Genomic DNA, 12,626 nt, shown 5'->3' with positions numbered 1-12,626 from the left:
GAAGCCGGTCAGCCTTTGAGACCGGTCATGGTGATGCCCTCGACGAAACGCTTCTGCGCAAGCAGGAAGGCGGCGACGAGAGGAAGGGTAATGATCAGGGTCGCCGCCATCAGCGCGCCGTAGTCGTCGCCGGCCTCGGCGGCGCGGAAATACATCAGCCCGAGGGGTGGCGTGGCATAGTCCTGCTTGCTGATGACGATCAGCGGCCAGTAGAGATCGTTCCAATGGGCGACGACCGAGAAGATGGCGAAGGCGGTGACCGCCGGCCAGGCATTCGGCACGATGACGCGGGCGACGATGCCGAGCTCCGACATGCCGTCGAGACGGGCGGCATGGATGAGGTCGTCGGGCATGGCGCGGAAGAACTGCAGGAACATAAAGATCGCGAAGACCGAAATGGTGAAGGGTGCGATCAGGGCGGCATAGCTGTTGAGCAGGGCGGCGCGGTCGAAGGCGACATAAAGCGGCAGCGCCGTCGCATGGATCGGCACGAGAAGGCCGAGCATGACCAGCACCATCAGCGCGCGGGCAGCGCCGAAACGCAGCTTCGCCATGGCATAGGCGCAGGGGATCGCCACCAGCACCTGGAAGAAGAAGATCAGGCTGCAGACGACGACGCCGTTCCACAAGAGCCGCGCCATCGGCACCCGGCTCAAGGCCTTGGCGAGATTCTCAGCATAGGCGAAATGCGCCGGGATCAGCGACAGCGACGAGGTGAAAATGTCGCTCTGCGTCTTGCCGGCCGCCGAGATCATGAAGATGTAGGGCGACAGGAAGACGATCGCGCCGAGGGAAAGCAGGCTGAGGCGGATCACTCTGCCGAGGGAAAAAGCGCTTGTCGTCATGTGTAATGCACCCGGCGGTCGAGAATGCGGTACTGCAGGAACATCAGCACCACCAGGATCAGCAGAAACACCACGGTCATCGCCGAGGCATAACCGACACGCAGATAGACGAAGCCTTCCTGGTAGATGGTAAAGAGCAGCACTTCAGACGCCTTGTTCGGGCCGCCCTCGGTCAGCGTCTTGACCGTCTCGAAGACCTTGACCGCATTGGTGATGCTGATGGTGATGACGAAGAGCGTCGTCGGCCCGAGCATCGGCCAGGTCACCAGCAGGAAGCGGTCGAGCGAGGATTTTGCGCCGTCCACTTCCGCTGCGGCGTAAAGCTCGCGCGGGATTGCCGTCAGCCCCGCCAGGAAGAGCACCATGTTGAAGCCGGCCGATTGCCAGACGCCGATGATCGACAGGCTGTAAAGTACGGTGCCGGAGCTGCCCAGCCAGTTCGGACCGGGCAATCCGGCAAGCGCCAGCAGCGCATTGATCGGGCCGATCGTCGGGTGGAACATATATTGCCAGACGGTCGCCATGGCGACGATCAGCGAGGCGACCGGCAGGAAATAGGCGGTGCGGAAGACGCTGCGGGCCGCAGTCTCGCTTTCGATCAGCATGGCGATGCCGAGGCCGAGCAGGATCGAGACGGGCGCGACGATCGCCGTATAGACCGTGGTATTCCACAGCGACTTGCGAAAGGTGCGGTCGGTGATCAGGTGGGCGTAGTTCTCGAAGCCGACGAAACGGAACTCGCCGTAGCCGAGTTCGAAATCGGTAAAGCCGAGCACGACGACAGCGGCGACCGGCAAAAGTACGAAGAGAAAAAGCAGTGTTATCGCCGGCAGCACCAGCATCCAGGCGATGCGGCCCTCGCTGCGGCGATGGGCAAGAGCGGAATGACCAGGAATGGCCATAGAGGCGAGGCTAGCCATGCGCCCTCTCCCGCTCGGTATCGGCATCACCACTGAGCCCGGCATTAGCAGAGCTGAGCCCGGCATCGCCGCCGGCGACCACGCCGGCGAGCCGGCTGCCGTCCTCGGCAAAGACCAGCGTGCGGCCGGGCGACAATCGGAGCCCCACGGCATCGCCCGCCGCAAGCCCGGAGGCTTCGGACGGCTGTACCTTGGCGATGACGGTCTCGCCGATCGCATCGAGCCGGCAATGGAGGATGACTTCGGACCCCAGGAATTCGAGGCGTTCGATCCGGGCGGCAAGGCCGTCATGCCGGCTCTTGGCGAGAAAGACGAATTCGGGGCGAATGGCGATCGTGACCGGCGTCTTGCCGGCAGGTGCATTTTCAAGCGTCAGCCGCAGGCCGCCGCACAGGATCACGCCGCCTTCGACAAAGGCCGGAAGCAGGTTGATGCGCGGCTGGCCGATGAAGCGGGCGACCTCGATATGGGCCGGGTCGTCATAGATGACCTGAGGAGTTGCGATCTGCAGCAATCGGCCACCTATCATCACGGCGACGCGGTCGGCCATCGACAGCGCCTCCGCCTGATCATGGGTGACGTAAAGCGTCCGCCGGCTAGGATCTCACCGCTTTCGGCATGGTCGAGGCCGGCAAGGACGCGCCGTTGAGGATCTGGTTGCCGCCGAAGGCCTTGGTGATGCTGCGAAGCGAGAGCGCGCTCATTCGACGGCCTCGCGCGGCTTGACCGCCTGCGGATAGACCTCGAGCACGACATCGTCGAGCACATGCGCGGTCATGCCGGGAACGGCGACGATCTGGCTTTCGACCGACGTATCGAACTCGTGGATGACGGCGCCGATCAGGCGCTCGCCCGGCATCTCGCGCTCCATCTTGTCGATGATGAAGGCCGCCGACGGGCCCCAGGTCAACTGGGTATCGTCGAAGCGACCCTGCCAGGCCCGGTGAAGGTGGCCGCTGGCAAACAGCGCCACGTCATGGGCTGCTATCAGATCATAAAGCCGCCGGCGCTGAGCCGGACGAACGCTCCAATAGCCGGTATCGCCTTCATCGGGTGCATCGACGAACAGAGGCTTATGCGCGAAGAGAGCCACGCGCCGCCCTGCCCTGTCTTCGAGCGCCTTGGCGAGCCATTCGAACTGGGCCTCTTCCTCGTCATCCTCATGACCGAGAAGCAGCGAGTTCAAGCCGATGAAGCGCCAGCCGGCCGCATCCTCCAGCCAGCGATCGTCACCGGCAAGGCTGCGCCAGCGGGCCAGCCGCTCGGCGTTGACGGGCTGGTCGGACCCCTCGAGATGGCCGACATCGTGATTGCCGGGGACGATCAGCATCGGGATCGACACTTGCCGCATCAGATCCATCGAGAATGTGATGTCCTCGTCCTTGTCGGCGCCGTCGAGTGTGAGATCGCCGGTGTGGATGATCAGATCGGCGCCGGTCGCTTCGATCCAGCTCAGAAGCGGCGCCCAGTTGCCGTTGAAATGCGGCTTGTTCGGGCTGAAATGGGTGTCGGTGATCTGAATGATTTTCATGAGTGCGTCTCCGAGACCTTAGAAGCGCGTCGTGCGCACTCCCTTCTCGGGCCCTCTCTAGAAGGCTCCCATGTCAATCAGACATCCGATGTTTTCAGCTGTTTCTCAGTTTTGACATCGATCTGTCATGCAATGAAAAGGCTGCCCGCTGGAACGGGCAGCCTTTTCCGGCAATTGGAATTCAAAAGGTAGTGCGATCAGTGCCGTCGCGCGTTGGCGGGAATGGACGATACCGTTGCCGATACAGGGTCGCTTGCCGGAAAGCTGTCCTCAAGACCTTCATTGAGCTCTTCCTCCAGCACCGCGCTATCATGGGTCGAACGTGCGCTCGGCTGGCCGATCAGGCCCTTGCTGCCTTCGTCGAAATTGCCGTTGCTCAACGCGTCGTAACGGTTGATGCTGCCATCCGCCTCGCTGCCGGAAAAGCTGGTCAGCTGGACCATCATCACCTTGGCGTGGTCGACGGCCTTGGAGTGGTCGAGTTCGCCGTGAGAGTTGTCGATCTTGACGGAGATCGATTCCCCTCCCTCGCCCAGGAATTCGACGGTGAAGATGTCACCGGCCTGTGACACTCGCGTATCGATCAACTGCATGGAAACCTCCTGTGTCCTTCGATATCAACGGCAATCACGGTCCCTGAGTTCCACGGCAAGGCCATTCCACGTCGACGTGTGCGGCAGGACGTTGGCAACTGCTGAGCCTTTCCGTGACGCTTATGGTTAATTTATTAATAATTCAGAGTTTATAAAGAGAACGAAGCGGCCTTTCCGAGTGTTGATGGTGCGCCGCGGAGGAACCCCGATGATCCTGAAAATCCTTACCCCCAAGATCGACACCGATTGCCACGACACCGGCACTTATGCCGATGGAATCTTTGCCGAAAACCGGATCGATCTGTCTGCTCGCCGCGACGGCCGCCGCCGCTCGCAGCACGAGCGCGACTACGGTGCCGGCAGAAAACTGAAAAACCTGCCGGTCGGATTTGCCTGAGCGCCCTGCGCACCCATTGCCTGCTGCCTTGGAAGGCGCGACGCATCACAGCCTGCGAAACACTAGGACGCCTGAGGCAGGCAGCACGGCATCGAGCATTCCCGCAGTGGCTCTGATCCTTCCGCCGCCGTTGCCGACATTCCAGCCGCCGAAGGTCTCAGCATCGCTATTGAAGATCTCTTCCCAGAGGTCGTCTCCCAGACGCTCGCTGCGCAGCCGATAGCCGTTCTGGAAAGCAGCGTCGTTCAGCGATCCCACCACGAGGAAATCCTCGCCGTCGTTCCACCGATGAAATGCGATCACCCGGTCTTCGTCATGGACGTAAGGAATGGCGATGTTGCGGGAGCGAATGGCTGCCTCTTTGATGCTGAGGGCGATTAGGTCGCGATAACAGCTGATCATCCCTGCCCCGTTGCCCGCAGCCTCGCCGAGGATATTCTCCCGGTTCTCTAGGAAATCATTGTAACGATAGGGCTTCTGGGCGCCGATTTCCTCGCCCATGAAAAACATCGGCGTCCCGGCCGATAGCAGCGTCATCGCCGCCGCAAACCTGGATCTCGCCTCCGCCCAAGCCCTGGTCTTGCCGACGATCGGCGCGAAATTGACCGCGATGACAGCGGTTCGTGCCGACCCTTCGCGATTGCCGCAATCGTCGTGCGACTGGTTGTAGACCACCTTCGATCGCGCGCTCGTCTGCAATGCGCCGGCAAGCGACGACATGGTCAGCGCCCGACTGTCGCCAAAACCGGCATTCTTCAAAAGCTGCGCCTGCGCGCCACCGTGATATTCGACAAGGTTGTGATGAAAATCGCCGTACCAGGTGGCGTCGAAACCGAGCCCATCGCCGGTCAGGCTCGGCTCCGTCATTGCCGACCAGTCCGAATAATCCTCGGCTGTCAGGAAAAGTTGCGGCTTGATCAGCCGCATCGTGCGGGTCCACTGCTTCAGGAATTTGGCGCCGAAGGCGGCTGCCCGATCGGCGCGCCGGCCGTCGGCATGCAGCACTGGATATTGATGGATCGAACTGGTCTGATCGAGCCGGAAGCCATCGATATGGCAGACGGAGACGAGAAATGCCGCACTCGAGATGAAAAGCTGCCGAACCGCCTCCTCGTCGAAGGCAGGCGCCCATCCCGTGGAGATGTTGTCGATATAGCCGCCCGCGGGATTGGCGTAGTCGCCTGGGCGTCCCTCATACCAGTAGTAGATATTGCGGGTGGGATCGTTGGAATCATAGGCCCATTGCGCCCGCTCGCCATCCGGATCGAAGTGGTTGTAACAGACATCCAGAATGACGGCGATGCCCTGCTGGTGGCAGGCCTTGACGAATAACTTCAGCCGGTCGGTGCCGCCGGCGCCCTGATCGGCGGCAAAGAAATGCGAGGTGCCGTAACCCCAATTGGCCCGCGCCTCGAATTCGGCGATCGGCAACAGTTCGACGGCGTTGACGCCGAGCGCGGAAAGATGCGCAACGAAGGCGATCGCATCATCGAGCGTTCCCGGCGCGGGTTTGCCGAAACCGAGCGCGCCGACATGCAATTCATAGATCACCAGATCCTCGAGCCGGTCCGGAAGTTTGCGGCCGGCCACGAATTCGTCAGCCCAGAAAGCCTGCGCGGCAAGCTCCTGCCCGGACGGCAGCACCACCCGCTTCGGGTCGCAGACGACCGAGCAGCTCTGCGGTCCGTCCAAACCAGCCGGCGATCCATGATAAGGCGCACCATCCGGATCGAAATCTCCCGCCCCGATCTGCATCAGCGACCAGATGTCGGTCCGGTAGGCAAGCGATCCGTCGTCCTTGGTGATGCGATACATATAGGGCGTGCCGACCATGCCGTCGAAATCCGAAAGGCGGTGATCGTCGGCGGTTTCAACGGTCCAGAACCCGTCGACAGTCCTTCGCATGCTGATGGTCCCGAGCGCTCCGGTGCCGTCGTCGGCGACGTAGCCGATGGCGGGATCGGCGAGCACCAGCAAGACTTCCCGGGCGTTCGGCGCCCAGACCGAGAAACGAATGCGGTCGGCACCGTTGCGCCTTTCAATCCGGTTCGCCCCCAGACGGCCGATCCATGTCAGATGTTAGATCTGCGGCTCCATGCCCGGCTGGAGTTCGAAGGAACATTCCCGACGCGACGAGGCCTCGTCGTCCAATTCGGCGGCGATAGCCCATAGATCCGCCACGCCCGGCCGGTCAAGCTCGATACCCCAGCGAAAATTCGTGCCGATCTCGCCATCGGGAATGGAAACCCTGGCGACAAAGACATCATAGCCATCTTCGTCCTCGGAGCGCTGCATGGGAACCGATGTCCAGTCGGCCGAGGGGCGGCCGTGCCGGTCCCAACTGCCGCGGAGGCGGACATTGTCGAACGCCATCGACAGCAGACCGCTGCGAAACCGGAAATGAACATTGACGGTCATCGGAACCTCCAGATGCTTCGGAAGACAAGCTGCTGCTCGACCATTCGATTTTCGCCGCGCTCAGCCTGTCCGCATTTTCGGATGAGAATTTCGTTCACGGCAAGAAAGCGCTCGAGGCGGATGACAAGCTGATCTACGATCAGGCGAGCGGCGTTCTATCTTTTGACGCGGATGGGAGCGCGGCGGGCGCGGCAATGCATGTCGCGGAGCTCGACAATTCCGCTGAGCTTCACTTCAAAGATTTCCTGCTGATCTGACCGGGTCAGGCCCGTCGCTGTTCTGCGGCAGCTGCCACACCACACTGCGTTTCCAGGCTACTCTTGCCGGCATGACATTCCCGGCCACATTCCTCCGTTGACGCCACTTGCAGCACTGGAGAAGTTCTTGCCCTGGATCGCCTATATCGTCCATTTCATCGCCGCCGCCTTTTTGACCAACGGTATCCCGCATTTCGTCAACGGCGTCAGCGGCAGGCCGTTCCGCATCCCGTTCGCACCGCGGAGCCAACGTAGTTCGCCGACGGCGAATGTCGTCTGGGGCTGGGCGAATTTCCTCGTCGCCTTCCTGCTGTTTGCCAATATCGGGCCGCTCTATATCGGCACGCCGGGCGATACGATCTTCGTGGCGGCCGGCATGCTCGTCACCGGCATCCTGCTCGCCCGGATTTTCGGCGGCGATGTGAACTAGCGCAAACCTGTGGGGAAGCTCAGCTTGACGGTCGTTCCGTGCCCGGGAGAGGAATAGATGGATGCCTCTCCGCCGCTCTGACGGACGAAGCCATAAACCATGGCCAGGCCAAGCCCTGCTCCACCATCTCCGCCTCGTGTGGTGAAATAAGGCTCGAAAGCTTTGTCTACGACCTCTGGGCTCATGCCGATGCCGCTGTCGGTCACCGAGATCAGCAAGGTGTCTCCGTTTGCCGTTGCACCGATAATGATGACGCCTCCTGTCGGCATCGCTGCCGAAGCGTTGAGACAGAGGTTCAGAACGGACTGCTCCAAAAGGGCCGCGTCGAGCGATACGACCGGCAGGCCGGTATCCAGGTCCAGCTTGATATGGCACTTTGCGCCGACAGCGATCTCCAGGATATCGGCCATTCCGCGAAGGAGGCTGGCGACATCCACCGCGCTTGGATAGAACGGCTGCTGGCTGCCGATCGACAGCATGCTGCCGGCCAGCGAACGTCCTCTCTCGGCAGCCTTGCGAATCCGCGCAATGTTGCGTTTCTGCCGATCGTTGAAGCCGGTTTCACGCTCGAGAAGGCCGAGGCTGCCGGTGATGATGCCGATCATGTTGCCGACTTCGTGGCTCACCTGATGCGTCATGCGCATGATGCCGTCCAGTCGCTGAACCTTTGCCGCTTCCGCTTCCTGTCGATCCATCAGCGTGACGTCGCGTGCCAGAAGAACGATGCCGCCCTCCGGCTGTCGTGACATGGAGATCTCGATCACCCGCTGGTCGCCGGTGCGATGGCGGACGACTGCGCGTTCCGACAGAGTGCCGCGCTCCGGATCGGAGGGCAGCAGGGCGAGATCGATCTCCGGCACCGGCTCGACAAACCGGCGCAGCGGCAATTTGCGCGCGGAACCCGAATGGCCGAACAGTTCGATGATCCGCCTGTTCATGGTGATCGGTCGCCCGATCCTGTCGAAAAGCGCAATCCCCTCGTTCATATTGCGAAAGGTTGAACGGATGGTGCGAGCGGCGGCTTCTGCGGTGCGTCTCAAGCGAGACACGCGATCCACGCTGTCCTTGAAAGCTCGGAAGGCGTCCAGCAGACGCACAAGCTCGGTTTCATTTCCACGATAGGCTGGCGGACCCACTTCGTTTTCACCCTTGGCGAGCGCATTCATGCCGTTCGACAGCGCCACGATGCCCCGTGATACGCGCATGACCGACCGGATGGAGAATATGGCCATGACGAGCACGAGCAGGAAAGCCAAGGCCACGGTGGCCAGGAGCCGGCTCAAGGCATCGGAGGTCGAAAGCAGATCGTCGTTCAGCTGGCGTGCAACTGCATCGCTTTGCGTCTCCGTTGCATGGGAGAGGTCGCGGGAGACGGCATGCAGCTTTGCGACCGCCGCCCGGATCGCGAACATATTCAAAAGGTATCGTGTTTGAGCTTCGAACACGCGCTCATACGGCTGCAGCTCGGCAGGCGAAATTCTCAAATCGGGCTCGGTTTTCCCCTGCGCGGCCGTCGTATCCGCCACGTATCGTCTGCGAAGTTCACCGAGCTGGAAAAGACTGTCGGAGGTGGAAGCCGCTTGCACGATTCCATTCACTTGACGGCGCAACTCGTGATCGACGATGCCTTTGCCGGTCGCCACCTCCCCCAGCGCCGCGGCAGCTTCAGCTTTGTGATTCTGTGCAGCGTCGGCATCCCTGGCAAGCACAAGCGTCTGTGTCCTGATAAGATCGAGAAGCTCAACCATCCTCGGACTCGCAAAGCCGCGGGCAGCCTGGTCTGCTCCGTGGGGCGCGGCCGTCTTCAGCAGGCTGTCGACCTGCAGCACGACAGCGCGGCTCTCGCTTGCCACCCGGTATGGCGAGGTCGAGTTCATCAGGAAGGGCGCGCTCGACACCAGATCGGAGACTTGCCGGGAAACGAGCGAGGCCTTGGCGAGGCTCGTGAAGGCCTGCAGGCCGTAAGCTGCCATCTCGTCACGGGCGCGCTGCAGCCCGTAGATCGCGATCGCCGACAGGCTGAACACCAGGAAGCAGATAAACGCAATCGCGAACGGCAAGCGAAAGGCAATCGACGACAGAAAGGAGCGGCTGATCACGCGGACGGCTCGCCGTCGCCGGTGTGCAGGACATAGCCCTTTCCGCGTCGTGTCTTGATATGGCGCGGGAGGTCGGGATTGCGTTCGATTTTCCGCCGGAGCCGCAGAACCAGAACGTCGACGTTGCGGTCGATGTAGCGATCGCTTTCCGAGCCAAGCCGATCGAGGATCTGCGCCCGGCTCACCGGCTGGTTGGGGGTCTGCGCAAGGATTTCAAGCAGGGCGAATTCGGCCGTCGTCAGCGTTTTGCTGCGGTCGGCGAGGCAGACGGCTTGCCGGCCCATCAGGTCGATGGCCCAATCGCCAAGCAGCAGAGAGGGACGTTCGTGCTCCCGCTCACTCTCCTTTTCCTGTTTCAGTGAGGGCACGGTTCGCCGTAAGACAGCTTTGATGCGGGCCGTCAGTTCGATCGGTTCGAACGGCTTGACGACATAGTCATCCGCAGCAGTTTCCAGGCCGAGAACACGATCGGCGGCACTGCCGGCTGCCGTCACCATGACGATACCGATATTGGCCTCCGACCGCAGTTTTTGGGCGAAAGCCCGGCCGGATGTCCGCGGCAGGTTATGGTCGACCAGCACCAGATGCATCTGCTCTCGTGCCAGAATATCGGTCGCCTCCTCGGCGGATCCCGCGCAGGTCGGAATCCACCCCTCGGCCTCGACGAGATCGGAGATAAGTTCCGCCATATCCGGATCGTCCTCGACGATCAGAATTCGAACCTTCTGATTCAGCACCGCTTGATCCTCCCGGCGCAATCATAGGCATGCCGCCGCCAATGTTCAAAGACACTCTGATGATGGGGTTTGTCACATTTGTAATGAATGTAATGTCGCTCCGCCCGGCGATGAAAAATCGGTAACCATTCTTCGATTGCGGTGAAGCGAAGATCTGACATGCTGCCTGTGGAGATTGGAACGGGAGGTTCCAAGGGAGGCTTGCGTGAGAATATTGACCGCTTTTGCTGCGGGCATGGCTTTCTGGCTGTGCGGCGCAAGCCACGGCATGAGCGAGGCGCGATTGAACGTCCTGTGCGGCGTCGACGAAGCCTGGTGCATGACCATGGAAAAAGCGTTCGAAACCCGCGCGGGTATCGATATCTCGATGGTTCGCAAGAGCACCGGCGACATACTCGATCAGATCCGTACCGAAAAATCACATCCGACTGTGGATGTCTGGTGGGGTGGAACCGGTGATGCCCATCTGCAGGCGGCCTCAGAGGATCTGCTCGATCGATACCAGCCCGACCATGAACATGATATGCTGCCTTGGGCGCAGAACTTTTTTGCTATGTCCGGCTCACGGTCGGCCGCCATATATGCGGGGGCTTTGGGTTTCGCCTACAATTCCGATCTCCTCGCAGCGCTGAAGCTTCCGGCCCCGACCTGCTGGCAGGACCTGACGAAAGAGGCCTATCGCGGCCATATCCAGTCCGGCAATCCGAATTCCTCCGGAACCGCTTTCACAATGCTGGCCACACTCGTGCAGCTCCTCGGCGAAGAGGAGGCCTTTCGGTACATGGCCGCGCTCAACCGTAATATCGTCGAGTATACCCGGTCCGGCGCGGCGCCGGTTAAGGCTGCGGCCCGCGGTGAAATCCTGATCGGCATCTCGTTCATGCATGACGCGGTCACCCTGAAGGAAGCAGGCGCCCCCCTTGTCATCGTCGCCCCCTGCGAAGGGACGGGTTACGAGATCGGTGCGGTCAGCATCGTCAAGGGCAGCCGCAATGCCAGAGCCGCCCAAGCCTTCGTCGATTTCGCGCTTAGTCCCGAAGGCCAGGCGACAGGAGCCGCCGCCGGCCAGAACCAGGTCCCGTCGAACGCCAAAGCGGCTTTGCCGCCGGCCGCCCCCGACATCACCATGATCAAGATGGTGGATTATGACTTTGCAACATTCGGCTTGTCCGACGAGCGAAGTCGGCTGTTGACCCGCTTCGACGCCGAGATTTCTCCGACCCAATAGGCCGGCATCCGACCGCCATCCGACATTTGGCACACGGTGCGATCGACGCGCCGCGACGGGCAGCGCGTGTGCCGCTGACCCAACACCCTCTCAGACGCAAGCAACAGGAGGATACCCATGCGACTGACAGTTCTTTCCACGCTTCTCTTTGCCGGAACGGCGCTGGCTGCCGGTTCGGTCCAGGCCGCTGGCGAGCTCAACCTCATCTGCTCGGCCGATGTCGTCATCTGCGAGCAGATGCAGGGCGACTTTGAAAAGGCTCACGACATTAAGGTGAATATGGTGCGCCTGTCCTCGGGCGAGACCTATGCCAAGATACGCGCCGAGGCTCGCAATCCGAAGACCGACATCTGGTGGGCTGGCACGGGTGATCCGCATGTTCAGGCAGCATCGGAAAACCTGACACTGGAGTACAAGTCGCCGATGCTCGACCAGCTGCAGGATTGGGCCAAAAAGCAGGCGGAGAGCACCGGCTTCAAGACGGTCGGCGTCTATGCCGGTGCGCTCGGCTGGGGTTACAACACCGAGATCTTCAAGACCAAGGGTTATAAAGAACCCCGTTGCTGGGCCGATCTCCTGGCGCCGGAATTGAAGGGCGAAATCCAGATCGCCAATCCGAACTCGTCGGGCACGGCCTATACGGCTCTCGCTTCACTGGTGCAGATCATGGGCGAAGACCAGGCCATCGACTATCTGAAAAAGCTGAACGCCAACGTCTCGCAATACACCAAGTCCGGATCGGCTCCGGTCAAGGCTGCGGCGCGGGGCGAAACGGCGCTTGGTATCGTGTTCATGCATGATGCCGTCGCCCAGACCGCCGAAGGCTTTCCGGTCAAGTCGGTCGCGCCATGCGAGGGCACCGGCTATGAAATCGGCTCCATGTCGATCATCAAAGGCGCCCGCAATCTCGACAATGCCAAGGTCTGGTACGACTGGGCGCTGCAGCCCGAAGTTCAGTCGCGCATGAAGGATGCCAAGTCCTTCCAGCTGCCGTCGAACAAATCGGCGGAGGTGCCGAAGGAAGCGCCGAAGTTCGAAGACATCAAGCTGATCGACTACGACTTCAAGACCTATGGCGATCCGGCAAAGCGCAAGGCCCTGCTTGAGCGCTGGGACCGGGAAGTCGGCGCCATTGCCAACTGAAGATCGATGAATGACGCGGCATCCCGGA

General features: G+C 61.3%; 10 protein-coding genes and 3 pseudogenes. 5 read left to right on the top strand and 8 right to left on the bottom strand.

From position 1 onward, the window contains the following. Window positions 1–8: 8 nt before the first annotated feature. The 5 genes and pseudogenes from OS035_RS25335 to OS035_RS25315 form a co-directional block, all read right to left on the bottom strand. Window positions 9–845, bottom strand: coding sequence for a carbohydrate ABC transporter permease (locus tag OS035_RS25335; protein ID WP_097628888.1), 837 nt, complete (start codon window positions 843–845; stop codon window positions 9–11). Continuing rightward, window positions 842–1,765: a carbohydrate ABC transporter permease gene (locus OS035_RS25330; RefSeq protein WP_097628889.1), complete on the bottom strand. Its 924-nt coding sequence runs from the start codon at window positions 1,763–1,765 to the stop codon at window positions 842–844. The genes OS035_RS25335 and OS035_RS25330 overlap by 4 nt, the downstream gene beginning before the upstream one ends. Beyond that, window positions 1,758–2,354, bottom strand: a pseudogene (locus OS035_RS25325) (TOBE domain-containing protein); the annotation flags it as partial. The gene OS035_RS25330 and the pseudogene OS035_RS25325, both read right to left, overlap by 8 nt. Window positions 2,355–2,465: 111 nt before the next feature. Beyond that, window positions 2,466–3,296 (bottom strand): metallophosphoesterase family protein, encoded by an 831-nt coding sequence (locus OS035_RS25320; RefSeq protein WP_097628890.1) that lies wholly within the window; start codon window positions 3,294–3,296, stop codon window positions 2,466–2,468. A gap of 197 nt (window positions 3,297–3,493) precedes the next feature. Further along, window positions 3,494–3,889: a hypothetical protein gene (locus OS035_RS25315; protein ID WP_097628891.1), complete on the bottom strand. Its 396-nt coding sequence runs from the start codon at window positions 3,887–3,889 to the stop codon at window positions 3,494–3,496. A 208-nt stretch (window positions 3,890–4,097) separates the two neighbouring features. Here OS035_RS25315 and OS035_RS25310 point away from each other — a divergent pair, with 208 nt between their 5' ends. Continuing rightward, window positions 4,098–4,286, top strand: a complete 189-nt coding sequence (locus tag OS035_RS25310) for a hypothetical protein (RefSeq protein ID WP_331814208.1) — start codon at window positions 4,098–4,100, stop codon at window positions 4,284–4,286. A 45-nt stretch (window positions 4,287–4,331) separates the two neighbouring features. On the opposite strand, the pseudogene OS035_RS25305 reads toward OS035_RS25310, so the two are convergent. Further along, window positions 4,332–6,704, bottom strand: a pseudogene (locus tag OS035_RS25305) (alpha-amylase family glycosyl hydrolase). A 14-nt stretch (window positions 6,705–6,718) separates the two neighbouring features. Between OS035_RS25305 and OS035_RS25300 the strand changes: the two are divergent. Both OS035_RS25300 and OS035_RS25295 read left to right on the top strand, forming a co-directional pair. Beyond that, window positions 6,719–6,961, top strand: a pseudogene (locus tag OS035_RS25300) (calcium-binding protein); the annotation flags it as partial. A 127-nt stretch (window positions 6,962–7,088) separates the two neighbouring features. Further along, window positions 7,089–7,391, top strand: a complete 303-nt coding sequence (locus OS035_RS25295) for a hypothetical protein (RefSeq protein WP_097628894.1) — start codon at window positions 7,089–7,091, stop codon at window positions 7,389–7,391. Here OS035_RS25295 and OS035_RS25290 read toward each other — a convergent pair. After that, window positions 7,388–9,490: an ATP-binding protein gene (locus OS035_RS25290; RefSeq protein WP_097628895.1), complete on the bottom strand. Its 2,103-nt coding sequence runs from the start codon at window positions 9,488–9,490 to the stop codon at window positions 7,388–7,390. The genes OS035_RS25295 and OS035_RS25290 overlap by 4 nt on opposite strands. Further along, entirely contained in the window at window positions 9,487–10,227 is a 741-nt protein-coding gene (locus OS035_RS25285; protein WP_041683629.1) for a response regulator transcription factor, read from the bottom strand. Before OS035_RS25285 ends, OS035_RS25290 begins: the two co-directional genes overlap by 4 nt. 235 nt (window positions 10,228–10,462) lie before the next feature. Here OS035_RS25285 and OS035_RS25280 point away from each other — a divergent pair, with 235 nt between their 5' ends. Both OS035_RS25280 and OS035_RS25275 read left to right on the top strand, forming a co-directional pair. Beyond that, window positions 10,463–11,455: an ABC transporter substrate-binding protein gene (locus tag OS035_RS25280; protein ID WP_131710914.1), complete on the top strand. Its 993-nt coding sequence runs from the start codon at window positions 10,463–10,465 to the stop codon at window positions 11,453–11,455. A gap of 117 nt (window positions 11,456–11,572) precedes the next feature. Continuing rightward, window positions 11,573–12,598: an ABC transporter substrate-binding protein gene (locus OS035_RS25275; protein WP_097628897.1), complete on the top strand. Its 1,026-nt coding sequence runs from the start codon at window positions 11,573–11,575 to the stop codon at window positions 12,596–12,598. Window positions 12,599–12,626 lie beyond the last annotated feature (28 nt).

This window comes from Rhizobium sp. 268, from assembly GCF_036571585.1.
Classification (GTDB): domain Bacteria; phylum Pseudomonadota; class Alphaproteobacteria; order Rhizobiales; family Rhizobiaceae; genus Rhizobium; species Rhizobium redzepovicii.
This window is presented reverse-complemented; position numbering and strand designations above follow the sequence as displayed.

Bases quoted from the DNA above. Each gene is read 5' to 3' on its own strand.
- OS035_RS25335 (WP_097628888.1), bottom strand. From the start codon at position 845: ATGACGACAAGCGCTTTTTCCCTCGGCAGAGTGATCCGCCTCAGCCTG.
- OS035_RS25330 (WP_097628889.1), bottom strand. From the start codon at position 1,765: ATGGCTAGCCTCGCCTCTATGGCCATTCCTGGTCATTCCGCTCTTGCC.
- OS035_RS25320 (WP_097628890.1), bottom strand. From the start codon at position 3,296: ATGAAAATCATTCAGATCACCGACACCCATTTCAGCCCGAACAAGCCG.
- OS035_RS25315 (WP_097628891.1), bottom strand. From the start codon at position 3,889: ATGCAGTTGATCGATACGCGAGTGTCACAGGCCGGTGACATCTTCACC.
- OS035_RS25310 (WP_331814208.1), top strand. From the start codon at position 4,098: ATGATCCTGAAAATCCTTACCCCCAAGATCGACACCGATTGCCACGAC.
- OS035_RS25280 (WP_131710914.1), top strand. From the start codon at position 10,463: ATGGCTTTCTGGCTGTGCGGCGCAAGCCACGGCATGAGCGAGGCGCGA.
- OS035_RS25275 (WP_097628897.1), top strand. From the start codon at position 11,573: ATGCGACTGACAGTTCTTTCCACGCTTCTCTTTGCCGGAACGGCGCTG.